The sequence below is a fragment of the Flavobacterium phycosphaerae genome (assembly GCF_010119235.1).
In the GTDB taxonomy this organism is placed as follows: Bacteria; Bacteroidota; Bacteroidia; order Flavobacteriales; family Flavobacteriaceae; genus Flavobacterium; species Flavobacterium phycosphaerae.
Window position 1 is genome coordinate 927,368 of record NZ_JAAATZ010000001.1, and the last position, 25,000, is coordinate 952,367.

Sequence of the window (25,000 nt, forward strand, 5' to 3'; positions counted from 1 at the left end):
CTTAAAAATAGACTATTTCTTTTTTAAAAATAATTCCCATACCAATTATTCATTGGTATAGGAATTATTCAAATTAAACATGAAATTATTTTAAAACTTATAAGACAATGCCATAGAAACTGATCTTCCCGGCAGAGGTCTTGCTCTAACGTAGTTAACTGTATTCTCTGTAATGTTTCCTTCTTCAGCTTCTGTAATGGCTAAAGTGTTGAAAAGGTTGTTTCCTGCTAAGTTTAAAGACAATCCTTTGGTTACTGTAACTTCAACAAATCCGTTTACAATCATGAAACCGTCCATAACCAATTGGTTACTGTCTTGTGTGTAAGCTTTTGTTTGACCAATGAAACTTAAACCAACAGCATTTTTGTTTTGTGAAAATTTGTACGTTGGAATAAAGTTGTACATCATTTTAGGTTGTCTTCTTGGGTCGTTACCGTCGTTAGCACCTGAAGTAATTTCAGCTTTAGTATACGTAAATCCTCCACGTAAATTCAAATTAGCTGTTGCATTGTATGACGTTTCTAACTCCAATCCCATTGATTTGTAGTCATTATCAATAATGCTGTTAGAAGTCGCCTCATATCCGCCTTGCTCATTTGTTTTTGAACTAAATAGAGTAGCATATACATACCCTTTTGTGAATTTTCTTTTATAACCAATCTCAGCTTGGTTTAGATAATCCAAAGTATTCATTTTGTCACCGTCAAGATAATTTAACCCTGAGAATAAAATTCTGTCTGCTTTTGCTGAAGCACCTCTACTGTATCTGGCAAAAACTGATTGTTGTGCGTCAATTAAATAATTGGCACCAAAAGAATATGAAACATAGTGATATTGATAATCAACTGCGGTAGTATTTGCTGTGTTTATAGCAGATACACTAGATTCCGGAGCTGAAATTACACCATCATTGTTGATATCATAAGCTGTTTGTGAAGAACCGGCAAACGAACCATTTACTTGTCCTTTGTCATAACGAACACCTGCTTCTAACGAAAGTTTATCTGTAGCATCAAAAGAAACGTTAGCATAAGGAGCTGAAACATTGTATTGTGTATCATAGTTACGAGTACAACAGTTGCCCCAAGCCGGAACACCATAAGCATACAAACCATTTACTGAAAGTGGATTTCCACCGGCGTCAAAAACATTGATTAATCTTGGATTGTTATCTGACACTTCTTGAAGATACGAATTCCACAACCATGACATCGAAATGTTTTGAATCGATTTGAAATATCCGGCTGTTACGCCTACTTTATCGAATTTCTTTGTAATTCTTAAGTCGTTCATAAAGTTGTCCATGTTGTTCAATTGTGTATCAAACATGTGAATTCGGGCAACCAATCCGTTTGGATTGTTGAAAGGAGTTCCGTCATTAGCATAGGCTAAAGTTGAACCGGCACCAAATGAATTGGCAATAGTTCCTGCTGTAGCAACTTCAGCCGGGAATGGGGCAACAAATGCTCCACTGTTTGATGAAAAACGACCATTATCGGTTACTTTCCAACCGTCAGCCAATTCAAAGGTAGCACTGGCTCCAATTGACTTTGAAACCGGATGCATTCCATCAGAAACTTTATCTCTTCTCAATTCACCATTAGGACCTAAACCAACATTATAATCTAAATAAACAGATTGCATGGCTCCAGATGTTGCATCATATCCGCTGATGCTTCCCCAATTTGGACTAGCATTTGTACCACTAACTTGCATCGGCATAGGCATAAAGGCTGCTGCTCTGTCATTCAAAAATTTTGCATAAACAGTTACTGAACCTTTTTCGAATTCTTTGGTAACATTAAATTTAACTTGTCCACCATTATTGGCTACAAAACCAGGGCTTCTTACTCCTTCACCGGTTCTGTAAAAACCACCGGCATGAAAGTATAACCCATCTCCAATTCTGGCTCCGTATTCTAAGTCGGTTCTGAAATCATTGTAATCTAAACCAAAACTAGTCGCCATACTTCCGCCTTCCGTTTTACCCGTTTTGCTGATAAAATTGATAATTCCCCGGGAGAATTTGAAGATAATGTAGAAGCTGAACCTCCTCTAATTGCTTCGATTTTGGCTATATTTCTGTCGAATCTTGTAAAAATATCAGCTGTAGCGAAAGCAATATCACCATATAAAAGTACCGGTAACCCGTCTTCTTGTATTTGTAAATACTTTGAACCTCCGGAAGAAATAGGCACTCCACGAACTGCAATATTAGCATTCCCTTCACCTCCTGAAGACTCTGAACGAATACCGGGAATGGTTCTAAAAATTTCAGCCGTTGATCTGGGAGCCGATTGCTCAACTTGTTTAACGTCTAAAGTAGTAATTGAAACGCTTGATTTAAGTTTAGCTTTTGGATTTACAACTCCGGTAACAACCACCTCTTCTAATGAATTGGCGTCATCCTGCATTTGGAAGTCTAAAGTAGTTTTACCACTGATGTTGACCGATTTTTTTTGAGTTGCCAAACCGATGAACGAAACGCTAACTGAAGCAGAACCATCGCTCAAACCCGAAATAGAATAATTCCCATCGGCATCGGTAACCGTAGACTTTGAAGCTTTTTCTACAACTACATTAGCTCCGACAATAGCATTCCCTTTCGAATCAGCTACTTTGCCTGACAAGCTACTGTTTTGTGAAAAGGACAGATTAAATAGCATTAAGGCTATAAAAAACAGCAACCTTTTCATAAATAAAGTACTTTTTTTCATTTTTTGTAATTTGTTTGATTAGTAATTATTGTTGATTTATTTTCCGAAATTATATTTTTAGTTAACAAAATTTTATGAAAACAGCATCGAAAACGTTTTCGAAATTACCGAAAACGTTTTCGGTAATTTATTGATATTTTTTTATCATATTTGTTAAATGAGAGATATAACTTTAAAACAAATTGCAGAAACCTTAGGAATATCTATTACTACTGTTTCTAAAGCTTTGAAAAACTATCCTGATGTAAGTCCGAAGACTAGAAAGGCCGTTTTAGACTTAGCAAATTCGTTAAGCTATACTCCAAACAGTTTTGCCGTAAATCTTAGAACTAAAGAATCTAAAACCATCGGACTGATTATCCCTGAAGTGGTGCATCATTTTTTCTCAAATGTTATCAATGGTATTATTGATGAAGCAGAAAAAAAAGGGTATTTGGTAATTATTCTACAATCCAATGAATCTTTGGAAATGGAAAAGAAACAAGTAGAGCTCTTGATGAATAAAAGAGTTGACGGCATTATTATGTCTTTATCCAACCAATCGAACGATGACGAACATATAAAAGACATCATCAGAAAAGAAATTCCTTTTGTAATGTTCGATAAAATTTCGAAACTTATTCCATGCTCTAAAGTAATTATAAACGATCAAAAAGCGGCCTTCAACGCAGTAGAACACCTGATTAGTAAAGGCTGTAAAAAAATTGCTCACATACGAGGTCCGGTAAATCCTCAAAATGCTATTGACCGCTTTCTGGGTTACAAAAAAGCGCTTGAAAAAAACAACATCCCTTTTGATCCAAAATTAGTTTATACTTGTAAAAATGTAACCTTTGAAGAAGGTAAAATGTTTGCCAAACAAATTGCAAAAGAACACCCCAATGTTGATGGCGTTTTTGTGATTACTGATTTAGTAGCCGTGGGGGTTTTAGCTCATTTTAATGAAGTTGGAATCAATGTGCCCGAACAAGTAAAAGTTATCGGATTCAGTAATTGGTTTATGTCACAAGTAATAACACCTAAACTCAGCACTGTTGACCAACCCAGCTTTGAAATGGGTGTAGAATCGTTCAAGTTATTGCTAGAAGAAATAAATTCAAAAAAAGACGTGCAACTATTTCATCCCAAGACTATTGAATTAGAAACGAATATTATAGAGCGAGAATCTACCGCATAACATCATAAAAAAAACCTCCCATTTCTGAGAGGTTTAGTACCCGGAGTGGGAATCGAACCCACACACCTAAGTACACGAGTTTGAGTCGTGCGCGTCTACCAATTCCGCCATCCGGGCTAAGGAGTAAATGACAAATAGCTGTCATTCGGACATTGATGTTTATCAATTTGTGGGTGCAAATGTAAATAATTTTTCTTCATACCATCAAAAAAATAGTTAAAAATATCCTTTCACACTCGGATTTAATTTCTAAATTTGCACCGCGTTACAGCAACACACAACTAACTAACTACATCCGAGGCAATTATATGCATCAAGTTTTGACAAATGACAAAGCCGAATGGTATAGAGCGCAACGGAATAAAAACAACAAATTACAATGTCGCATTTAGAACCAGAAGCAAAGATTTTTGCGTGTTCGCAAAGCGTCTATCTAGCTGAACAAATTGCCAGTCATTATGGTGTTCCGCTGGGTAAAGTTACGTTCTCAAAATATAGTGATGGTGAATTTCAGCCTTCGTTTGAAGAGTCTATAAGAGGTTTACGCGTTTTTATTGTCTGCTCCACTTTTCCCAGTGCCGACAATTTAATGGAGCTATTGTTAATGATTGATGCCGCAAAACGAGCCTCAGCCAGACACATTACTCCCGTAATTCCTTATTTTGGATGGGCAAGACAAGACCGAAAAGACAAACCCAGAGTTCCGATTGGAGCCAAGCTAGTAGCCAAATTATTGGAAACAGCTGGTGCCACAAGAATCATGACGATGGATTTACACGCCGATCAAATACAAGGGTTTTTCGAAAAACCGGTAGACCACTTGTTTGCATCGACTATCTTTTTGCCTTATGTTAAAAGTCTGCAATTAGACAACTTAACAATTGCTTCGCCCGACATGGGAGGTTCTAAAAGAGCTTACGCCTATTCTAAATTTTTAGAATCAGATGTAGTGATTTGTTACAAACAAAGAAAAGCCGCCAACGTAATTGGCACTATGGAGTTGATTGGAGAAGTGAAAGGCAGAAACGTGATTTTGGTAGATGACATGGTCGACACCGGAGGCACATTAGCCAAAGCGGCAGATTTAATGATTGAAAAAGGTGCTTTAAGTGTGAGAGCCATTTGTACCCACGCCATCCTTTCGGGAGACGCGTATGACAAAATAGAAAATTCACAGTTAAGCGAATTAATAGTAACCGATTCTATTCCATTAAAGAGAGCATCGAAAAAAATAAAAGTGGTGAGTTGTGCTCCGCTTTTTGCCGAAGTAATGCACATGGTGCAACACAACAATTCCATCAGCGGTAAATTCCTGATGTAATTCAAGTAAGTATTTTTTATTTATTAACTATATATTTTTACAATGAAATCGATTACGATTAAAGGACAAGAAAGAGAAACCGTAGGAAAGAAAGCTACTAAAGCCCTACGCGATGCTGGAATGGTCCCTTGCGTTATTTACGGAGGAACTACACCAGTGCATTTTGCAGCAGAAGAAAAAGCATTCAAAGGCTTGGTTTACACTCCAAACGCACACACCGTTGTGGTTGATTTGGCTGGAAAAACTACCAATGTTATTCTTCAAGACATTCAGTTTCACCCGGTATCTGACAAAATTTTACACATTGATTTCTTTCAATTAAACGAAAGCAAAGAAATCACTATGGAAGTTCCGGTGAAAATCACAGGTACCTCACCAGGTGTATTATTAGGAGGTGATTTACGTTTGAACCAAAGAAGATTAAAAGTGAAAGCTTTACCAAAAAATCTTCCGGATTTTGTTGAAGCTAACATTTCTGAATTGCAAATGGGTAACAAATTATACGTTACCAAATTAGAAGCGAAAAACTTCAAATTGATGCACCCAGACAACACTGTGGTTTGTCAAGTGAAGATTTCACGTGCTGCTATGAAAGCTGCTCAAGAAGCGGCAAAAGCAGCAAAAGCACCTGCAAAAGGAAAGAAAAAATAATTTTCAATTCTTTACATACAAAAGCATCGGTTTACGCCGGTGCTTTTTTTATGAAATCAAATTAGCTACTTTTGCGGCATGAATTGGTTTAAAAATCTTTTTACAACAACTGCAAAAGCTGAAAACACGGAACCTATGAAAAAATACCTCATCGTCGGTCTTGGTAATATCGGTGCCGAATATGTCAACACGCGACACAACATCGGTTTCAAGGTTTTAGATTATGTAGCTCGGGAAGCCAACTTGTCATTTGAAACGGCCAAACTAGGTGCTGTAGCCGAATACAATGTAAAAGGAAGAAAACTCATCCTGTTGAAACCCAATACGTACATGAACCTCAGCGGTAAAGCGGTAAAATATTGGATGGAAAAAGAAAACATTGCCAAAGAAAACATCTTGGTAATTACTGACGATTTAAATTTACCCTTCGGAACCATCCGCATCAAAGCCAAAGGCAGCGACGGTGGGCATAATGGATTAAAGAATATTCAATTACTGTTGAACACTACTGAATATCCCCGCTTCCGTTTCGGTATCAGCGATGAATTCAAAAAAGGCCAACAAGTAGATTATGTTTTAGGTGAATGGCACGAAGCGGAAAAAGTAAAATTGATGGAACGTTTTGTGGTAGCCAAAGAAATTATCGAATCCTTCGCTTTGGCCGGTTTAACCAACACCATGAATTCCTTCAACGGAAAATAACCTATTGCCGTTTCCATAAAAAATGTAAATTTGCACCGAATTCTTCCATTTAGAGTTCACAACATCATTCTCACTTAAACGTTTATAGCATGCAACTGTATAACACCTTAAGCGCAGAAGAAAGAGCCGAATTGATTGATCAAGCCGGCAAACAACGCCTGACGTTGTCTTTTTATGCGTATGCCAAAATTCAAGATCCGAAACAATTTCGCGACAATTTATTTATCGAATGGAACAAGCTCGATGCCCTTGGCCGTACTTATGTAGCCAAAGAAGGAATCAATGCTCAAATGAGTGTTCCGGCCGAAAACCTGGAAGCCTTTCGGGAGACTTTGGAAGCTTATGATTTCATGAAAAACATCCGCCTGAATGTGGCTGTTGAACACGATGATCATTCCTTTTTGAAACTGACCGTAAAAGTGCGCGACAAGATTGTAGCTGACGGCTTAAACGATGAAACCTTCGACGTTACAAACATTGGCGTGCATTTAAAAGCCAAAGAATTCAACCAAATTTTAGAAGATCCGAATACCATTGTAGTCGATTTCAGAAACCACTACGAAAGCGAAATCGGTCACTTCAAAGGCGCCATCACTCCGGATGTAGAAACGTTCAGAGAGAGTTTACCCATTATCAACGAACAACTGAAAAACCACAAAGAAGACAAAAACTTGGTCATGTATTGTACCGGAGGCATTCGTTGTGAAAAAGCTTCGGCTTATTTCAAACACCAGGGTTTTAAAAATGTATTCCAATTGGAAGGCGGCATCATCAATTACGCCAAACAAATTCAAGAAGAAGGCTTGGAAAGCAAATTTATCGGTAAAAACTTTGTGTTCGATAATCGTTTAGGCGAAAGAATCACCGAAGATGTAGTTGCGCAATGCCACCAGTGTGGTAAACCGTGTGACAATCATACCAATTGTGCCAATGACGGTTGCCATTTGTTGTTCATTCAATGCGACGAATGTAAGGCCGCTATGGAAAATTGCTGTTCTTCAGACTGTCTGGAAATTACCCATTTACCTTTGGCGGAACAAGTAAGACTGAGAAGCGGGAAACAAGTCGGTAACAAAGTCTTCCGCAAAGGAAAATCAGAAAACCTGAAATTCAAACATTCCGGGGAGCTCTCCGATATCGCTTTGGCGAAAGCCCAAGAAACCAAAGACATTCGCCAAAAGATAAAAATTAAAAAAGTGCTTTTAGGCAAAGCCGAACATTATTATGTCAAAGCACAAGTAGGTCTTTTTATCATTGAAAATCACGAACTGACTCTTGGTGATAAAATCCTAATCTCGGGACCAACCACCGGTAACGAAACCTTGGTTCTTGAAAAAATGTTGGTAAACGGAAATGAAAGTTCGGTAGCCAAACCGGGCGATAAAGTAACTTTTGAAGTGCCGTTCCGAATCCGATTATCCGATAAATTATTTAAAATCACCAACTAATGACTACTTCAGGAAGGATTGAATTAATGGCTCCGGCCGGGAATTTCGAATCACTGCAAGCAGCATTAGACAACGGTTGTGATTCGGTTTATTTTGGTGTTGAACAATTGAACATGCGTGCTCGTGCCACGGTAAATTTCATCTTAGATGATTTACCGGAAATTGCCCGCCGCTGCAACGAAAAAAACGTCAGAACCTATCTGACTTTGAATACGATTATTTATGACCACGATTTATCTGTCGTAAAAACACTCTTGACCAAAGCCAAAGAAGCCGGAATAACCGCCGTTATTGCTTCTGACCAAGCCGTAATCATGACGGCCAGAACAATGGGCATTGAAGTGCATATTTCTACGCAGCTGAATGTGACCAATATTGAAACGGTAAAATTCTACGCCATGTTTGCCGATACGATAGTGTTGTCACGTGAATTGAGCCTGCGTCAGGTAAAGAAAATCACTGCTGATATCGAAAAAGATCAAATCAAAGGGCCAAGCGGGAATTTAGTGGAAATAGAAATCTTTGGTCACGGAGCGCTTTGTATGGCGGTTTCGGGCAAATGCTATTTGAGTTTACATTCTCATAACTCGTCTGCGAATCGTGGCGCTTGCAAACAAAACTGCCGAAAAAAATATACGGTTATCGACCAAGAAAGTGGTTTCGAAATTGAAATCGATAACGAATACATGATGTCGCCCAAAGATTTATGTACGTTAGATTTTCTGGACCAAGTGATTGATTCGGGTATCAAAGTCTTGAAAATTGAAGGCCGAGGACGCGCTGCCGATTATGTAGCCACCGTAATCAAAACCTATCGCGAAGCCATCGACGCTTATTATACCGGAACTTTCACCAAAGAAAACATTACCGTTTGGATGGAAGCCCTTTCTACCGTTTACAATCGTGGTTTTTGGAGTGGGTATTATTTGGGTCAAAAATTAGGCGAATGGTCAGACAATCCGGGTTCAAGTGCCACCCAAAAGAAAGTCTACATTGGCAAAGGCATGCATTATTACCCGAAATCCAATATAGCCGAATTCAAAATTGAAGCTTACGACATAAAAAAAGGCGACAAGATATTAATCACCGGACCCAGCACGGGCGCTCAAGAAATGGTTGTCAAAGACATGCTGGTTAACGATTTAGAATTGGAAAAAGCTACCAAAGGTGACAGCTGTACTTTGAAAGTGCCGTTTCGCATTCGCCTTTCCGACAAAATGTATAAAATCGTTGAAAACTAATGGTTATTGTAACCCTGCAACGAGACAAATGCATTGGCTGCAATTACTGTGTAGAAATGGCGCCGGGACAATTTCAAATGTCTAAAAAAGACGGAAAATCAGTGTTGTTGAAATCCGTAAATGCCAAAGGATTTTACACGCTCAAATCAGCCGACCATACTATAGCTGAAAACTGTGAACTGGCCGAAAAAGCTTGTCCGGTAAAAATCATCAGTGTTAAAGAAACCTGATTTTTACTGTTTTTTTCTATAAAACCGTACTTTTAAAAATTATTTACGACAAAGCCGGCATGGATATTTATAAAATTCTGAAATTCAACAACTACATCAAAAGTCACCGAATTAAATTCTTCGGGTTGTGGCTGTTGAGTGTTTTGGACAAACGATATTTGTCAATACAATTTGACCCTGTTTTAGCGTGTAATCTGCGATGTAAAATGTGTTATTTCACTGATGACGAATACGTTCGCACCAACATGAAAGGCATTATTAAAGAAGCCGATTTGGAAGCTTTGGCTCAAGTCAATTTCAAGAATGCGCTGAAATTGCAAATTGGCTGCGGGGCCGAACCTACCCTATTCAAGCACAACACCAAACTTATAGAAATTGCCAAAAACCATAAAGTTCCCTACATCAGTATGGTAACCAATGGGAATTTATTAGATCAAAAAGACATCGCAGATTTTGCACAAGCCGGGCTAAACGAGTTCATCATTTCAATGCACGGTGTTACCAAAGAAACCTACGAAGACCTAATGGACAAAGGGGTTTATGAAAAATTTCACGAGGTTTTAAAAAATATTACCGAGCAAAAGAAGCAAAATCCAACCCTGAAATTACGGATCAATTATACTTTTAACGAAGATAATTTTCACCAACTAAAAGACTTTTTTAACGTATATGGTGAATATGCCATCGACATCATTCAACTCCGTCCGATTGACAAAATTGGGGAAACCACTTATGACAATTTCAGTCTAAAAGCCATTGAAAAAGACTATGCCGAAGTTTCCGGTTTCTTAAAAAATGAATCGGCCCAAAGAGGCATCACCCTGCTTTTTCCAAAAACCATTGCCCGAGAAGAGAACGAATCCTATATCGTGAAGACAGAAAACAACAGTTCGTATCTGCTGCCTTACACTTACTGCTATGTTTCGCCAAAATACTACTGGAAAGACGACTTCAACTGGAAAGAAGAAACTTTTACCCAATGGAAAAAAAGAAACCGTTGGAACACCTTGTTGTTTAAAAACATTTTTATCTCCAAAAAAGAATTGGAAAAACCCAACCGAAACATGCTAAACTACACTGTTGAGCTGAATTAAAGGCGGTAAAATTCTTTTGAAATTTAATGCAACAAAATACTATCTTTACACTTTTAACGTTTATGACTAGTAGTGACGTGGTCACGATCAATATATACTCAAATTATGGCTTGTACAAGTTGCTCAACATCTGATGGCGGTGCGCCTAAAGGATGCAAAAATAATGGGACTTGCGGCACCGATAGCTGCAACAAATTAACCGTTTTCGATTGGCTCGCCAATATGAGTCTGCCCAACGGACAAGCTCCATTTGACTGCATAGAAGTCAGATTCAAAAACGGCCGAAAAGAATTTTACCGCAATACCGAAAAACTAACGTTAAGCATTGGTGATGTGGTAGCTACCGAAGCGTCACCCGGCCACGATGTAGGTATCGTTACCCTTACAGGCGAATTGGTAAAAATTCAAATGAAGAAAAAAGGGGTAAATCACACTAGCCCTGATGTACCGAAAGTATATAGAAAAGCATCTCAAAAAGACATCGATATCTGGAGTGATGCTCGCGATAAAGAAGAACCCATGAAGGTAAAAGCCCGTGAATTGGCGATTGCCCACAAATTGGAAATGAAAATATCCGATATCGAATTTCAAGGTGATGGCTCTAAAGTCACTTTCTACTATACGGCTAATGACCGTGTCGATTTCCGACTTTTGATTAAAGACTACGCTCGCGAATTCAGCACCCGTATTGAAATGAAACAAGTAGGTTTCCGTCAGGAGGCTTCGCGTTTGGGCGGTATTGGTTCTTGTGGTAGAGAATTATGTTGCTCTACTTGGCTAACCGATTTCAGAAGTGTAAATACCTCGGCAGCGCGTTACCAACAACTGTCGCTTAATCCTCAAAAATTAGCCGGTCAGTGCGGAAAATTGAAATGTTGTTTGAACTATGAGTTAGACACCTACATGGATGCATTGAAGGATTTTCCGGAATTTGAAACCAAACTGAAAACCGAAAAAGGCGATGCCGTTTGCCAAAAACAAGACATCTTCAAAGGCTTAATGTGGTTTGCTTATTTTGACAATTTTGCCAATTGGCATGTGCTGAATATTGAACAAGTACGCGAAATAGTAGCCCAAAACAAACAAGGTAAAAAAGTTAGTTCTCTGGAAGATTACGCTGTTGAAACGGTAGCAGAACCTGAAAAAGATTTCAATAACGCTATGGGCCAAGAGAGTTTAACTCGTTTTGACCAACCCAGAAAAAACAAAAATAAAAACAGAAATAAAAATAAGGCCAAAGCCCCAAATCAGGGCGGGGAACAAAATAAAGGGCAAAACCAAAAGCCACAAGGAAAAAGACCTATAATCCTTAAAAAGAATGAAGATAAAAAATAGTATCCTTTTTGTTTTACTTCTTTTTTTAGTCATTTCTTGCGACAAAAAAAGAGTTTTTGACGACTATAAATCCGTGGGAAAGGCTTGGCACAAAGACAGTATTGTAACTTTTGACTTGCCCAAATTAGACCCGAAAAAGGCCTACAATATGTATGTGAATGTCAGAGATAATGATGACTATCCGTTCAATAATTTGTTCCTGATTGTTTCGTTAGAACAACCTAATCACAAAGTAAAAGTAGACACCCTCGAATATCTAATGACCAACCCTGACGGCTCGTTACTGGGTGACGGCTTTACCGATATTAAAGAAAACAAACTCTTTTACAAAGACAACGAACGCTTTACCCAAAAAGGAAATTATAAAATACACATCAAACAAGCGGTCAGACAAACCGGAAAAATTGAAGGCGTTTCTTCTCTTCCCGGCATAACCGACGTTGGTTTCCGAATTGAATCTACAGAGTAAACATATGGCACAAAAAAATAATACAACAGTCAAAGACATCAACTACTACAAAAAGAAATTTTGGAAGTTGTTTTTTTATGGACTTGGAGTAATGATCTTGTTTTTCACCTTAGCTTCTTGGGGGTTTTTCGGCAGCATGCCGTCCTTTGAAGATTTGGAGAATCCGGAATCCAATTTAGCCACCGAAATCATTTCTTCTGATGGAGTAACTATAGGTAAGTTTTACAACGAAAACCGAACCCCGATTAAATACGAAGATCTTCCTCCACATTTGGTAAAAGCCTTAGTTGCTACCGAAGATGAGCGTTTTTACGAACATTCAGGTATTGATGCCCGAAGAACTTTTGGTGCCGCCTTAAAACTGGGAGCTAATGGAGGAGCCAGTACTTTGACCCAACAATTAGCTAAGCTTTTATTCCACGGAGAAGGTTCGAGTTTCAAGCCTTTTCGTATCATTCAAAAAGTAAAAGAGTGGATTATCGCCATTAAATTGGAAAGACAATATACCAAAAACGAAATCATTGCCATGTACCTCAACAAGGCCGATTTTGTGAATACAGCCGTCGGAATTCGTTCCGCATCCAAAGTCTATTTTGGCAAAGAACCTCGCGACTTAACCGTTGACGAAGGTGCCATGTTTGTGGGTATGCTTAAAAACCCTTCGCTATACAATCCGTTGCGTCGTTTAGAAAAAGTACGTTTGAGAAGAAATACGGTGTTAGGCCAAATGGAAAGAAACGGCATTTTAGACGAAGCCACCAAAAATAAACTGGCTGCCCAACCTATCGTGTTGCACTTCCACCCGGAAAGTCATAAAGAAGGAACAGCCACTTATTTCAGAGAATTTCTTCGTGAATACATGAAAAACTGGGCCAAAGAAAACAAAAAACCAGATGGCAGCGATTGGGATATTTACAGCAGTGGTCTGAAAATTTACACCACTATCGATTCCAAAATTCAGGAACATGCCGAAGAAGCCGTTGGCGCTCACATGAAGAATCTACAACAAGAATTCTTTGCCCAACAAAAAGACAACAAAAACGCTCCATTCATCAATATTACAGATGCCGAAACTAAACGTATCATGGATAAAGCCATGAAAACTTCGGAACGTTGGCGCGTGATGAAAGATTTAGACAAAACCGATGAAGAAATCATTGCGTCTTTTAGTGTAAAAGCCAAAATGAAAATCTTTTCCTGGAAAGGTGAAATCGATACAACGATGACGCCAATGGATTCTATTCGGTATTACAAACACTTCCTTCAGGCCGGATTAATGTCGATGGAACCCCAAACCGGACACATCAAAGCATGGGTGGGCGGTATCGATTATAAATATTTCCAATATGACCACGTAGGTCAGGGAGCTCGTCAAGTGGGATCTACTTTCAAACCGTTTGTATATGCTACCGCGATTGAACAATTGGGTATGTCGCCTTGTGATTCTATCATCGACAGTCCGTTTATGATTCACAAAGGACGCCACAATGTAACCGAAGATTGGGAGCCGAAAAACTCTGACCGTCAATACCGTGGCATGGTAACCTTGAAAAAAGCTTTGGCTCTTTCTATCAATACCGTTTCGGCCAAACTGATTGACAAAACCGGACCGGAAGCCGTAGTAACCTTGACCAAAAAATTAGGTGTAAAATCCGAAATCCCGGCTCAACCCTCTATTGCTTTGGGGGCTGTTGAAATCACCGTTGAAGATATGGTGGCCGCTTACAGTACCTTTGCCAATCAAGGAGTTTACATCAAACCGCAATTCATTAGCCGAATTGAAGATAAAAACGGCGTAGTTCTTTACGAACCTGTGCCGGAAACGCATGACGTGTTAAATAAAGACATTGCTTATGCCGTAATCAAATTACTGGAAGGCGTGACCGAAACCGGATCGGGTGTGCGTTTGCGTACCCAAGGCGGTGGTAACGGCGATAACCGTTGGACCGGCTATCCATACATGTTTACCAACCCCATAGCGGGTAAAACCGGGACCTCTCAAAACCAATCAGACGGTTGGTTCATTGGTATGGTACCTAATTTGGTAACCGGAGTTTGGGTAGGGTGTGAAGACCGTTCCGCCCGTTTCAAAGGCATTACCTACGGACAAGGAGCTACGGCAGCCTTACCTATTTGGGGCTATATGATGAAAAAATGCTACGAAGACAAAGACCTGCAAATTTCTAAAGACCCGTTCCAACGACCGGATAATCTTTCGATAAAAGTAGACTGCTACGAACGTAAAAAAGTAGAAGTCGACTCGAATGCCGTACCTACCGAAGAAGAAGAACAAAACCCGGATGAGTTTGGGTTGTAATACATCTTGATTCACTTTAAAAATACAACCCCGCTATTAGTGGGGTTTTTTTATGCCTCTATTTTCTTTTTTTCTTCAAAAGAAACTCTCCCAATTTCACCATTTAATTCCTAAATTTACGCCACAAACACACTAACGATAACACGCGTTATGATTAATAAAAAAGTAAACTCTGTACAAGAAGCACTGCAAGGCATTGAGGACAATATGACTATCATGTTGGGCGGATTTGGTCTTTGTGGTATTCCCGAAAACAGCATTGCCGAGCTGGTCAAAAAAGGCACCACGGGACTGACTTGTATTTCCAACAATGCCGGTGTCGATGATTTCGGATTGGGCTTGTTGCTTCAAAAAAGACAAATCAAAAAAATGATTTCTTCCTATGTGGGCGAAAATGCCGAGTTTGAACGTCAAATGCTTTCGGGCGAATTGGAAGTAGAACTCACCCCACAAGGTACCTTAGCTGAAAAATGCCGCGCTGCACAAGCCGGAATTCCTGCTTTCTTCACTCCTGCTGGTTATGGCACAGAAGTAGCCGAAGGCAAAGAGGTTCGTGAATTTAATGGCAAAATGCACATCATGGAACTGGCCTACAAAGCCGATTTCTCTATCGTAAAAGCTTGGAAAGGCGACGAAGCCGGTAACTTGATTTTCAAAGGAACCGCCCGAAACTTTAACCCTTGTATGGCAGGAGCCGGAAAAATTACGATAGCGGAAGTAGAAGAGCTTGTTCCTGCGGGAACTTTAGACCCTAATCAAATTCACATTCCGGGTATTATGGTACAACGCATCTTCCAAGGAGAAAAGTTTGAGAAACGAATTGAGCAACGTACCACCCGTAAAAGAGAGTAATCATGGCTTTAGATAAAAATGACATTGCAAAACGAATTGCGAAAGAAGTAAAAGACAAGTACTTTGTAAACCTCGGCATTGGAATTCCAACCTTGGTGGCCAACTATGTTCGTCACGATATTTCAGTAGAATTCCAAAGTGAAAACGGTGTATTGGGCATGGGACCTTTTCCTTTTGAAGGAGAAGAAGATGCCGATTTAATTAATGCCGGAAAACAAACCATCACTACCTTGCCGGGAGCGAGTTTCTTTGACTCGGCGTTCAGCTTTGGTATGATTCGCAGTCAAAAGGTAGATTTAACCATTCTTGGCGCTATGGAAGTAGCCGAAAACGGTGATATAGCCAACTGGAAGATTCCGGGTAAAATGGTTAAAGGTATGGGTGGCGCTATGGATTTAGTAGCCTCGGCCGAAAACATCATCGTAGCTATGATGCATGTAAACAAAGCCGGTGAAAGTAAAATTTTAAAACGATGCACCTTGCCGTTAACGGGCGTAGGTTGTGTAAAAAAAGTAGTAACCGAATTGGCCGTAATGGAAATCACTCCGAAAGGCTTCAAACTCCTGGAACGCGCTCCGGGTGTATCAGTAGAACACATCATTGCTTCTACGGAAGCCGAACTGATAATTGAAGGCGACATTCCGGAAATGGTAATTTAAAACCTTTGATATAAAAACAAAACCACAAAACTCGATTTGAATTTTGTGGTTTTTTTATGGATAAGCGTCTTTATTTTTTGGTGGCTAAATACTCCAAAATTACCGGTGAAGCATTCCCAAAAGTGGGCAATTGGTCAGTAATACTTACGGCTTTTTTCTTGTTTAATTTATATACCAAATCAAATTGAGTGGTAAATAAAATTACAGACGAAAACGGATTATTGATGAAAGGCAACAACCGGTCAAAAGCTTCTTCAACGGAATAAAATTCAACTATTTCTTCTTGCTGAAATTTGAATTTAAGTTCCAATTGTAAGGCCCCTTCTTCCAATACAGGACGCACATAAATATTCATCAATTGCGTATTCCCAATGGTTTTGGCAAAGGTTAATTTGGCAAAGGTTCCGTCGGCTAAACTTTCTTTGACTTTGGCGTAGAACTCGGTAAACGTTTTTGTGAATAGCATAGTTTATAAATTGGCAAAAAAATCGTTCCCTTTATCATCGGTAATAATAAAGGCCGGGAAATCTTTGACGGTAATCTTACGCACGGCTTCCATGCCCAATTCTTCAAAATCAACAACCTCAACTTTCAAAATATTGTCTTGTGCCAAAATAGCTGCAGGACCTCCTACTGAACCTAAATAAAATCCTCCGTAAGTTTTACAAGCTTCCATCACCTCTTTGGTACGGTTGCCTTTGGCCAACATAATCATACTACCACCGTGTTTTTGAAATTCTTCTACATACACATCCATGCGTCCGGCCGTAGTGGGCCCGAAACTTCCTGAAGGCATACCTTCCGGGGTTTTAGCTGGCCCGGCATAATACACCGGATGATTTTTGAAGTACTCCGGCATTGGTTTTCCGGCATCTAGTAGTTCTTTGATTTTCGCATGAGCAATATCGCGGGCTACTATTAAAGTTCCGTTTAATTTCAAGCGGGTCTTGATTGGGTATTTAGACAATTCAGCCAGAATTTCTTTCATTGGACGATTCAAATCAACCTCAACTGGAGCTTCTAAATGAGGTGGCGTTGAAGGTAAATACTGTTTCGGATTGGTTTCCAATTGTTCTACAAAAATACCGTCTTTGGTGATTTTCCCTTTGATATTTCTATCTGCCGAACAAGAAACACCCAGTCCAACCGGGCAAGAAGCAGCATGACGCGGCAAACGAATGACACGCACATCATGGGCAAAATATTTTCCGCCAAACTGAGCTCCAATAGCGCTTTCCTGACAGATTTTCAATACCCGTTGTTCCCATTCTAAATCGCGGAAGGCTTGACCCGACATGTTACCTGACGTAGGTAAATTGTCAAAATAACCGGCAGATGCTTTTTTAACGGCGGCTAAATTCGCTTCTGCAGACGTTCCGCCAATGACTAAGGCCAAGTGATACGGAGGACAAGCTGAAGTTCCTAAATCTTTTATTTTATCCCGAATAAATTCATCCATCGATTTGTCATTCAGCAACGATTTTGTCTTTTGATATAAAAAAGTTTTATTCGCCGAACCGCCTCCTTTAGCTAAAAACAAGAACTCGTAAGTACTTCCTTTTTTGGCATAAATATCAATCTGTGCCGGCAAATTAGATCCTGAGTTCTTTTCTTCAAACATCGAAATCGGTACAATTTGCGAATAGCGTAAGTTGCGCTTTTGGTAAGTGTTGAAAATTCCTCTTGATAACCATTCACCATCATCGGCACCGGTGTATACATTTTCCCCTTTTTTGGCCATTACAATCGCTGTTCCGGTATCTTGGCAAGACGGCAATTGTCCTTCTGCAGCGACAGCAGCATTTTGTAATAAATTATAGGCCACGAAACGGTCATTATCCGTAGCTTCGGGGTCATCAATAATATTTTTTAGTTTTTGTAAGTGGGCAGAACGCAACATAAACGACACATCATTTAATGCCTCTTCCGCCAACAATTCTAAACCTTTTGGGTCAACGGTTAGGATTTCGCGGTCTCCTAATAATTCAATTCTTACGTAGTCTGAAGTGATTTTTTTGTATTGCGTATCGTCTTTCAAAATCGGATACGGGTCATGGTATATAAAGTCCATTTTGAGTAAATTTTAAGTGGTGTAAAGTTACTTTATTCCTGTGGATATAGCTCTTTAAAAGTTTTAATTTCTGTTCGGTATTCTTTGCCTTTGGGCGTAATACGTTTGGCGGTCCAACGCTCTGCATTGAACGTATATTCGATGGAATCGGAAAAGGTTCGCACTAAGTTTTCATCACTTTCAGGTTTGGAATCATCGGCACCAACGGTCACTTCAACCGAAGTAAAAGACACTAATTTGTCATCAGAAAACTGAGGTTCAAATTGTGTCCAATGACCGTATTCCCCATCCACCATAGATTCATAAGTGGTAACTAATTGAAGTTTATTGTTATCCATAAAGAACAGGAAATGAGTGTGGATATAACCACAAGCTGGAAATCCATAAGACAATTCAAAAAAACGATTATCTTTTTTACCGCTTTTCTCTGTGTCAAGAGCATTTTCTGAAAGATACCATTCGCCCCCTTCGCCTTCTGTCCATAGTTTTGCAGAGACTATTTGCACAATACCTATTTTATTATAGAAATCAAATCGAAGTAAAGCGGTTTCACTACTATCTTTTGCCACTGTTTTCTTCACCGTAGTTATGACAACCTTATCAAGAATCCTAAGGGTTTTAAGGTTTTCAAAAGGAAGAACCGAATCTAGTGTTTTCTTAATTTCATACGATGAGCTGGGGTCTGTAGCTACTATTTCCCTTCTTTTTGTTGGAGGAATCACCTCCTTTGTTTCCTCTTTACAGGAAAAAAGAAACGGAATCAATGCCAGAAGAAATAGTTTTTTCATTTTAAAAGAACCAACTAGCTACAAAAATCGCGGCCAACACACAAACCAAATCCACCAAAAGCATGGTACTTAATGTATAACGAGTGTTTTTTACATTAATAGAACCAAAGTAAACCGCAATTACATAAAACGTGGTTTCGGCACTACATTGGAAAATACAACTTAGTCTACCCGTGAAAGAATCGGGACCGAAACTACGCATTGAATCAATCATAAACCCACGCGAACCGCCAGAACTGAATGGTCGCAACATAGCTACCGGTAACGAGTCCGTAATTTGCTTGCTTACACCGATGTTAGAAAAGACAAAGGAAAGTCCGTTACTGATGATTTCAAACAAACCGCTGTTTCTAAAGAACGAAATGGCGACCAACATCCCCAACACATAGGGGAAAATCTTCACTCCTGTTTGCAAACCATTGTTAGCTCCGGTAACAAAAGAATCAAAAATAGTAGTGTTTTGGGCCACAAATTTTTTCTCATGAATAAAAGAAAACACTAGTGTAAAACCAATAATGGCCACCAGCATCAATCCGGAAAGATTGGAAGTGAAGGCATTTTTTCCGATTAAATCCAATTGATTAATATAAAACAACAATCCGACTATCGCGCCTATAACGGCCATTAGTGCCACCAGTAAAGAAGCACTTTTGAAGTTTATTTTTTGGCGGATGCCTACAATTAAAAAAGCGGCAATAGTTCCTATAAACGAAGTAATAATACACGGCAACATTACATCAGCAGGATTGGCAGCATTTTCGGCGGCACGGTACCCAATGATTGAGGTTGGAATTAATGTCAGTCCGGCAGCGTGCAAGCACATGAACATGATTTGAGCATCACTAGCTTTGTCTTTCTCGGGATTGAGTTCTTGTAAACTTTGCATGGCTTTTAGTCCAAACGGAGTCGCAGCTGAGTCAAGACCCAGAAAGTTAGCCGCAAAGTTCAAGGTCATATACGATATAGATTCATGATTTTTGGGAATGGTAGGGAATACTTTGGCAAAGACCGGGCTGAGCAGTTTAGCTAATTTTTCGGAAGCGCCGGAAACGATTAACAACTCCATCAAACCGCAGAAAAAGGCCAAATAAGCAATTAACGGCAGGATTAAATCCATCAAACTGTTTTTGCAGGTTGGCAATAAACCGTCAGATTTTTGCACCCCGCTGTAGATTTTTACGGTTTTGCTTTTGTAAACATAAGTGGTGTCCGCATTCAGGGTATCTCGGTCGATAACCATGGTCTGCTCAGGTGCTTTTTCGATGCTGTCCAGGACAAACTTGGGGACTTGATTGAGGTATTTTTCGGAAATCAGTATCGGGTCGTCTTTTTTTCCGTTCAAAATAAAATCCACAGAGTAACTGTTTGCCGTAACTAAACTAAATACAACGAAAACAATGGAAGAAACGAAAATAGCTAACCAAAATCTACTTAATACCATAATCCCTTTTTTTGGTAAATGTAACATTTCTCACTTTTGTAATGAAATATTTTTTACGCTATGAAGGTTCTCGGTTTACTATCAATATTTAGGGTATATTCCTTAAAAAATGTTTTATTTATTCGGTTTATAATCAATAACTAACCTAAATTCAAATCTTAAGCAAATATTTATACCCAAAGAAATAATGATTTATATATTTACGCGCTTTAAAACTAACCTAACTTCGATGAAAAAAACACACCTACTATTATTCCTGTTTTTAACGACCCCTTTATTCCTGATTGCTCAAAACGCAGCAGACGCTAAGCAGATTGTTGCCTCTTATGATCTAAATAAGATTCAAGAAAGACAAGCTTTTTTCAAAAAGAAAGAAGATGCCGAAAAACAAAAGGCTATCGTTTATGCCAGAAACAATAATATCCCGGTTAAAAAAATAAACAAAGACGGTTCGATAAGCGAATTAATGAAAATTACGCCTAACGGATTTCCAATATACTATGCTACTGATAATACGAATAATGCCAATGCTGCAAGATCTACCAGAGCCAATCATTTAAATACCGGTGGTTCCTTAGGTTTAGACTTAAACGGACAAGGAATGACCGCCCGTGTTTGGGACGGAGGAACGGTTAGAGCTTCCCATAATTTGTTTTCAGGGAGAGTTAGTGTAATTGATGAGCCAACGAGCACTTCTTATGTGTTGCATTCTACTCACGTAACCGGAACTATAATGGCTTCTAATGCGGCTGCACCCACTAAAGGAATGGCTTATCAGGCCTCCGCAAGAACTTTTGAATGGACCAATGATCTTTCAGAAGTGATGGATGAAGTACAATTGGGGATGTTGATTTCCAATCATTCTTATGGTACCCCGGTGACCAATGGCACTACGCCTCTACCGGCCTGGTTTATTGGAGCTTATACACCTGATGCCAGAGATTGGGATGAAGCGGCTTATCTTTCGCCTTATTATTTGATGGTAGCTTCAGCCGGAAATGACGGAGAAGACAACAACAATACCAACCCAATTGCATATGGTTATGATAAATTGACTACCAATAAAGTTTGCAAAAACAACTTGGTGGTTGCCAATGCCGAAGATGCTGTCGTAGCCACTAATGGTAATTTAACCAGTGTTGTTATCAACTCTTCTAGCAGTCAAGGGCCAACAGATGATATGAGAATAAAACCCGATATTACCGGAAACGGAACCGGGGTTACATCAGCAAGTAGTCAAACTAATACGGCTACGGCTTCCTTAACAGGAACTTCAATGGCTTCACCCAACGTAGCCGGAACCTTGCTGTTATTGCAACAACATTATAAAAACTTAACAAATAATTTCATGAGAGCGGCCACATTAAAGGGCTTAGCTTGTCATACCGCGGATGATAGCGGAGAAGTGGGTCCTGATCCTGTTTTTGGCTGGGGATTATTAAATGCTAAAAAAGCAGCCGAGACCATTACCGGAAACGGTCTTACCTCATGGATTTCGGAAGAAAATCTGGCACAAGGTCAAACCTACAGCATGACGGTAAAATCAGACGGCATCTTACCTTTAATAGCTTCTGCTACGTGGACAGACGTTCCCGGAAATCCAATCATAGATGATTTAACCGATAATGATTCAACGCCACGATTGGTCAATGATTTAGATATCCGAATAACTAAAGACGGAGACACCTATTATCCTTGGCGATTAGACGTAGACCCTAGCAGTCCGGCACTTCGTGATGGCGATAATTTTGTTGACAATGTAGAATTGGTTAAAATTGATAATCCTAACGCGGGAATTTATACTATTACCGTTTCACACAAAGGAACTCTGGTAAGCGGCAGTCAAAACTATTCTTTGGTAATTACCGGAATCAGTTCTACTTTTTCATTAACCTCAACAACGCCTGATTTAACGATTTGTGCCAATCAAAATGCCGCCTATAGTTTTAATTACAAACAAACCGGTTCAGGAACTACAACGTTCAGTGCCGAAGGATTACCTGCCGGTGCCGTAGCAAATTTTAACACCACTTCTCTAAGTGCTAACGGAACTGTCACCATGACCGTTTCAGGTTTAACTAATGTAGCTCCGGGCGACTATTACATAGGGATAAAAGGAACCAGCGCCACTGAAACCGAAACAAGATATAAAACCTTGAGAATATTCAATTCAACGTTTCAAAACATAGCTTTGACCTCTCCTGCAAACAGTCAAAACGGACTTTCTACTACGGTTAATTTAAAATGGGACAGTCAGACTAATGCTGAAAATTATACTGTACAGGTTTCCTCTTTGTATGATTTCAGTACACTTGATGTAAATACAACAGTGACCACAAACGAATATATAGCCACCGGTCTTAACCAACAGACCCGATATTATTGGAGAGTAATTCCAAGCAATCGCTGTGGAAACGCTACGGCAAGTAGTGCTACTATTTTTTCTTTTGATACCGGAATTTTGGCCTGTGGTTCAGCATCATTTACCGCCACTAATTTTTCTAATGCTACTATTGCAGCCACAGCCGATTCATCGGCAAGTGTTCCGGTAACCGTTACCGGTGGCTATACCATTGGGGATTTAAATGTTCGACTTAACATTACCCATACTTATGTTGAAGACATGACCATAACATTGGTCGGTCCGGCAGCTATAGGAAGTCCAACAATCATACTATTTAAAGAACCTTGTGGTGATAACGATAATATTAACTGTACTTTGGATGACTCGGGAAGTGCACCAGCTTGTTCCGGAAATCCTTCTATTTCGGGTAGTATTGCTCCTTATGATTCGTTAAGTTCGTTAAATACTTTGCCGGCAAATGGCGTGTGGACCTTGAATGTAGTTGACCCTTACAATGGAGATGGCGGAACCATAAACTCATTTATTATCGACATCTGTAATTTAGTGTCGGTTAATTTGGCAACACCAACCAATACTTTGGCTACGGTTTCAGTATATCCGAATCCAACGAAAGGCATTATAAATGTGAATTTACCCGAGATTAGCGGTAAAACAATTTTAACGTTACACGATATACAAGGAAGAGCTATTTTTACCAAAGAAACAACAGCTTCGAGCGAAGTCTTTGATATCGAAAATTTACAAGAAGGGGTTTACCTGCTTTCCATTGAAAATGGCGGCAACAAAACCACCAAAAAAGTAATTTTAAACAAATAAATTTCTTTGCTATGAAAAAGAAAAAGGCTTCCAAAACGGTAGCCTTTTTTATACATGACTAATTTCATCGTCAATCAATAAATCCTCTCTTCGGAGGCGGAGAAAAATTTGAGCTACCGCAATCACATCTTTTTCGCAATAGGTTATAATCCTATCAATGTCTTTTTCTATATAAAAAACATGGGCTACTTGGCTGCCGTCAATATCGCCTTTTGGAGAGGGTATACCCAAGATTTTGGTCAGTAATTTTAAGGAAGTAAAATGTTTATAGTCGCCAAATTTCCATAATTCCAGAGTATCTAAATGCGGAATCTCCCAGGGTTTTTTGCCAAATAAATTCAGTTTGTTCGGAATGGCAATTTGGTTGATAATCATTCGTCGTGCCATAAATGGAATGTCAAATTCCTTTGCATTATGCCCACACAACACATGCTGAGCTTGATTGAAATGATTGTCAAGCAAAGCCGAAAAATCTTTTAGAATCTTTTTTTCTTCTCCGAAAAATGAAGTAACCCGAAAGTTTCGAATATCTCCTTTATTGGCAAAATAGCCCACCGAGATACAAACAATTTTTCCAAATTCGGCCCAAATACCGGCACGGTCATAAAAATCTTCCGGAGTATATTCTTCGCGTCTTTGGTACTGGGTTTTTTGTTCCCAAAGCGCCTTCATATCATCATCCAGCGCATTGAAGTTCTCTTCTTCCGGAACAGTTTCTATATCGAGAAAAAGGATATTATTGAGATTTATCTTTTCTATCATGTTGCCTAATTTTAAGAATTAACCGACTTTAAAAGTAAGCAATCGATTTTAAATATGAAAGAAAAATTTTAAAAAAGTGATTGTTGTGCGGATGGGCTTTCGTGTTCTAACAACCATTTTTTGCGCCACAATCCGCCGGCATAACCGGTCAATGAACCGTCTGTTCCTATGACGCGGTGACAGGGAACTACTATCCACAACGGGTTTTTACCATTGGCTGAAGCTACGGCACGAATGGCTTTGACATCTCCTAATTTTTTAGACAAATCCAAGTAAGACATAGTTTTTCCGAATGGAATGTTAAGTAATTCTTGCCAAACTTTTTGCTGAAATTCAGTACCCTGCGGATTGAGTTTGAAGTTGAAATTACTTCGTTTATCCTGAAAATAATCTTGAAGTTGTTGCACCGCCTCTTGTAAAACTTTGGGAATAGCTGTTGTAATTTCGCCTTCTTCCAAAATTGAAATTACCGAAATGCCACTACGATCGCCAACAATTTTGGCAACGCCTAAAGGTGTTTGGATGAATGCTGTTTCCATCTGAT

Annotated in this window: 22 protein-coding genes and 1 tRNA gene; 14 read left to right on the forward strand and 9 right to left on the reverse strand. The window is 39.3% G+C overall.

The annotated features are described in order from the left end of the window. Window positions 1-90: 90 nt before the first annotated feature. Both GUU89_RS04065 and GUU89_RS14950 read right to left on the reverse strand, forming a co-directional pair. Entirely contained in the window at window positions 91-1,968 is a 1,878-nt protein-coding gene (locus GUU89_RS04065) for a TonB-dependent receptor domain-containing protein (RefSeq protein ID WP_235921967.1), read from the reverse strand. Then, a complete protein-coding gene (locus tag GUU89_RS14950; RefSeq protein WP_235921968.1) occupies window positions 1,947-2,717 on the reverse strand; it encodes a Plug domain-containing protein in 771 nt (256 codons plus the stop codon). The genes GUU89_RS04065 and GUU89_RS14950 overlap by 22 nt, the downstream gene beginning before the upstream one ends. A gap of 157 nt (window positions 2,718-2,874) precedes the next feature. Between GUU89_RS14950 and GUU89_RS04070 the strand changes: the two genes are divergently transcribed. Next, window positions 2,875-3,894, forward strand: coding sequence for a LacI family DNA-binding transcriptional regulator (locus tag GUU89_RS04070; protein WP_162126727.1), 1,020 nt, complete (start codon window positions 2,875-2,877; stop codon window positions 3,892-3,894). 37 nt (window positions 3,895-3,931) lie between these two features. Here GUU89_RS04070 and GUU89_RS04075 read toward each other — a convergent pair. Beyond that, a tRNA-Leu gene (locus tag GUU89_RS04075) sits at window positions 3,932-4,011 on the reverse strand. Between the two features lie 262 nt (window positions 4,012-4,273). On the opposite strand from GUU89_RS04075, the gene GUU89_RS04080 reads away from it, so the two are divergent. The 12 genes from GUU89_RS04080 (at window position 4,274) to GUU89_RS04135 (ending at window position 16,213) form a co-directional block, all read left to right on the forward strand. Continuing rightward, window positions 4,274-5,215: a ribose-phosphate pyrophosphokinase gene (locus GUU89_RS04080; RefSeq protein WP_162126728.1), complete on the forward strand. Its 942-nt coding sequence runs from the start codon at window positions 4,274-4,276 to the stop codon at window positions 5,213-5,215. Window positions 5,216-5,257: 42 nt separating this feature from the next. Further along, window positions 5,258-5,866, forward strand: a complete 609-nt coding sequence (locus GUU89_RS04085; protein WP_162126729.1) for a 50S ribosomal protein L25/general stress protein Ctc — start codon at window positions 5,258-5,260, stop codon at window positions 5,864-5,866. Window positions 5,867-5,944: 78 nt separating this feature from the next. Next, a complete protein-coding gene (pth, locus tag GUU89_RS04090) occupies window positions 5,945-6,568 on the forward strand; it encodes an aminoacyl-tRNA hydrolase (protein WP_162126730.1) in 624 nt (207 codons plus the stop codon). Between the two features lie 89 nt (window positions 6,569-6,657). Next, window positions 6,658-8,016, forward strand: a complete 1,359-nt coding sequence (gene trhO / locus GUU89_RS04095) for an oxygen-dependent tRNA uridine(34) hydroxylase TrhO (RefSeq protein ID WP_162126731.1) — start codon at window positions 6,658-6,660, stop codon at window positions 8,014-8,016. Then, window positions 8,016-9,257 (forward strand): peptidase U32 family protein, encoded by a 1,242-nt coding sequence (locus GUU89_RS04100; RefSeq protein ID WP_162126732.1) that lies wholly within the window; start codon window positions 8,016-8,018, stop codon window positions 9,255-9,257. The genes trhO and GUU89_RS04100 overlap by 1 nt, the downstream gene beginning before the upstream one ends. Then, window positions 9,257-9,487, forward strand: a complete 231-nt coding sequence (locus GUU89_RS04105) for a ferredoxin (protein WP_162126733.1) — start codon at window positions 9,257-9,259, stop codon at window positions 9,485-9,487. The genes GUU89_RS04100 and GUU89_RS04105 overlap by 1 nt, the downstream gene beginning before the upstream one ends. A 59-nt stretch (window positions 9,488-9,546) precedes the next feature. Then, on the forward strand, window positions 9,547-10,581 hold the full coding sequence (locus GUU89_RS04110; RefSeq protein WP_162126734.1) for a radical SAM protein: 1,035 nt from the start codon (window positions 9,547-9,549) through the stop codon (window positions 10,579-10,581). Between the two features lie 105 nt (window positions 10,582-10,686). Then, the gene (gene ricT, locus GUU89_RS04115) at window positions 10,687-11,916 is read left to right on the forward strand and encodes a regulatory iron-sulfur-containing complex subunit RicT (protein WP_162126735.1); all 1,230 of its coding nucleotides are present in this window, start codon (window positions 10,687-10,689) and stop codon (window positions 11,914-11,916) included. Continuing rightward, window positions 11,900-12,385 carry a gliding motility lipoprotein GldH gene (locus GUU89_RS04120; RefSeq protein ID WP_162126736.1) on the forward strand — a complete coding sequence of 162 codons (486 nt, stop codon included), beginning with the start codon at window positions 11,900-11,902 and terminating at the stop codon, window positions 12,383-12,385. Before ricT ends, GUU89_RS04120 begins: the two co-directional genes overlap by 17 nt. Before the next feature lie 4 nt (window positions 12,386-12,389). Continuing rightward, a complete protein-coding gene (locus GUU89_RS04125; protein ID WP_162126737.1) occupies window positions 12,390-14,702 on the forward strand; it encodes a penicillin-binding protein 1A in 2,313 nt (770 codons plus the stop codon). A gap of 150 nt (window positions 14,703-14,852) precedes the next feature. Next, window positions 14,853-15,554: a CoA transferase subunit A gene (locus GUU89_RS04130; RefSeq protein ID WP_162126738.1), complete on the forward strand. Its 702-nt coding sequence runs from the start codon at window positions 14,853-14,855 to the stop codon at window positions 15,552-15,554. Between the two features lie 2 nt (window positions 15,555-15,556). Beyond that, the gene (locus GUU89_RS04135) at window positions 15,557-16,213 is read left to right on the forward strand and encodes a 3-oxoacid CoA-transferase subunit B (RefSeq protein WP_162126739.1); all 657 of its coding nucleotides are present in this window, start codon (window positions 15,557-15,559) and stop codon (window positions 16,211-16,213) included. A gap of 70 nt (window positions 16,214-16,283) precedes the next feature. Here GUU89_RS04135 and GUU89_RS04140 read toward each other — a convergent pair whose 3' ends face one another. The 4 genes from GUU89_RS04140 to GUU89_RS04155 are packed head-to-tail and all read right to left on the reverse strand — an operon-like array spanning window position 16,284 to window position 20,513. Further along, on the reverse strand, window positions 16,284-16,679 hold the full coding sequence (locus GUU89_RS04140; RefSeq protein WP_162126740.1) for a hypothetical protein: 396 nt from the start codon (window positions 16,677-16,679) through the stop codon (window positions 16,284-16,286). A gap of 3 nt (window positions 16,680-16,682) precedes the next feature. Beyond that, complete coding sequence (locus tag GUU89_RS04145; protein WP_162126741.1) at window positions 16,683-18,284, reverse strand: fumarate hydratase; 1,602 nt, start codon at window positions 18,282-18,284, stop codon at window positions 16,683-16,685. A 32-nt stretch (window positions 18,285-18,316) separates the two neighbouring features. Continuing rightward, entirely contained in the window at window positions 18,317-19,072 is a 756-nt protein-coding gene (locus GUU89_RS04150; protein WP_162126742.1) for a hypothetical protein, read from the reverse strand. Between the two features lies 1 nt (window position 19,073). After that, window positions 19,074-20,513 (reverse strand): nucleoside recognition domain-containing protein, encoded by a 1,440-nt coding sequence (locus GUU89_RS04155; protein WP_162126743.1) that lies wholly within the window; start codon window positions 20,511-20,513, stop codon window positions 19,074-19,076. 229 nt (window positions 20,514-20,742) lie between these two features. On the opposite strand from GUU89_RS04155, the gene GUU89_RS04160 reads away from it, so the two are divergent. Continuing rightward, entirely contained in the window at window positions 20,743-23,694 is a 2,952-nt protein-coding gene (locus GUU89_RS04160) for a S8 family serine peptidase (RefSeq protein ID WP_162126744.1), read from the forward strand. Window positions 23,695-23,742: 48 nt separating this feature from the next. Here the strand turns inward: GUU89_RS04160 and GUU89_RS04165 are convergent, their stop codons facing one another. Together GUU89_RS04165 and GUU89_RS04170 are read right to left on the reverse strand one after the other, a co-directional pair. Continuing rightward, window positions 23,743-24,456: a 3'-5' exonuclease gene (locus tag GUU89_RS04165; protein ID WP_162126745.1), complete on the reverse strand. Its 714-nt coding sequence runs from the start codon at window positions 24,454-24,456 to the stop codon at window positions 23,743-23,745. Between the two features lie 68 nt (window positions 24,457-24,524). Continuing rightward, complete coding sequence (locus GUU89_RS04170; protein WP_162126746.1) at window positions 24,525-24,995, reverse strand: methylated-DNA--[protein]-cysteine S-methyltransferase; 471 nt, start codon at window positions 24,993-24,995, stop codon at window positions 24,525-24,527. Window positions 24,996-25,000 lie beyond the last annotated feature (5 nt).

Bases quoted from the DNA above. Each gene is read 5' to 3' on its own strand.
- GUU89_RS04080 (WP_162126728.1), top strand. From the start codon at position 4,274: ATGTCGCATTTAGAACCAGAAGCAAAGATTTTTGCGTGTTCGCAAAGC.
- GUU89_RS04125 (WP_162126737.1), top strand. From the start codon at position 12,390: ATGGCACAAAAAAATAATACAACAGTCAAAGACATCAACTACTACAAA.
- GUU89_RS04085 (WP_162126729.1), top strand. From the start codon at position 5,258: ATGAAATCGATTACGATTAAAGGACAAGAAAGAGAAACCGTAGGAAAG.
- GUU89_RS04160 (WP_162126744.1), top strand. From the start codon at position 20,743: ATGAAAAAAACACACCTACTATTATTCCTGTTTTTAACGACCCCTTTA.
- GUU89_RS04120 (WP_162126736.1), top strand. From the start codon at position 11,900: ATGAAGATAAAAAATAGTATCCTTTTTGTTTTACTTCTTTTTTTAGTC.
- GUU89_RS04130 (WP_162126738.1), top strand. From the start codon at position 14,853: ATGATTAATAAAAAAGTAAACTCTGTACAAGAAGCACTGCAAGGCATT.
- GUU89_RS04150 (WP_162126742.1), bottom strand. From the start codon at position 19,072: ATGAAAAAACTATTTCTTCTGGCATTGATTCCGTTTCTTTTTTCCTGT.
- ricT (WP_162126735.1), top strand. From the start codon at position 10,687: ATGGCTTGTACAAGTTGCTCAACATCTGATGGCGGTGCGCCTAAAGGA.
- GUU89_RS04170 (WP_162126746.1), bottom strand. From the start codon at position 24,995: ATGGAAACAGCATTCATCCAAACACCTTTAGGCGTTGCCAAAATTGTT.
- GUU89_RS04065 (WP_235921967.1), bottom strand. From the start codon at position 1,968: ATGGCGACTAGTTTTGGTTTAGATTACAATGATTTCAGAACCGACTTA.
- GUU89_RS04145 (WP_162126741.1), bottom strand. From the start codon at position 18,284: ATGGACTTTATATACCATGACCCGTATCCGATTTTGAAAGACGATACG.
- GUU89_RS04070 (WP_162126727.1), top strand. From the start codon at position 2,875: ATGAGAGATATAACTTTAAAACAAATTGCAGAAACCTTAGGAATATCT.
- GUU89_RS04140 (WP_162126740.1), bottom strand. From the start codon at position 16,679: ATGCTATTCACAAAAACGTTTACCGAGTTCTACGCCAAAGTCAAAGAA.
- GUU89_RS04105 (WP_162126733.1), top strand. From the start codon at position 9,257: ATGGTTATTGTAACCCTGCAACGAGACAAATGCATTGGCTGCAATTAC.
- GUU89_RS14950 (WP_235921968.1), bottom strand. From the start codon at position 2,717: ATGAAAAAAAGTACTTTATTTATGAAAAGGTTGCTGTTTTTTATAGCC.
- pth (WP_162126730.1), top strand. From the start codon at position 5,945: ATGAATTGGTTTAAAAATCTTTTTACAACAACTGCAAAAGCTGAAAAC.
- GUU89_RS04155 (WP_162126743.1), bottom strand. From the start codon at position 20,513: ATGGTATTAAGTAGATTTTGGTTAGCTATTTTCGTTTCTTCCATTGTT.
- GUU89_RS04135 (WP_162126739.1), top strand. From the start codon at position 15,557: ATGGCTTTAGATAAAAATGACATTGCAAAACGAATTGCGAAAGAAGTA.
- GUU89_RS04100 (WP_162126732.1), top strand. From the start codon at position 8,016: ATGACTACTTCAGGAAGGATTGAATTAATGGCTCCGGCCGGGAATTTC.
- trhO (WP_162126731.1), top strand. From the start codon at position 6,658: ATGCAACTGTATAACACCTTAAGCGCAGAAGAAAGAGCCGAATTGATT.
- GUU89_RS04110 (WP_162126734.1), top strand. From the start codon at position 9,547: ATGGATATTTATAAAATTCTGAAATTCAACAACTACATCAAAAGTCAC.
- GUU89_RS04165 (WP_162126745.1), bottom strand. From the start codon at position 24,456: ATGATAGAAAAGATAAATCTCAATAATATCCTTTTTCTCGATATAGAA.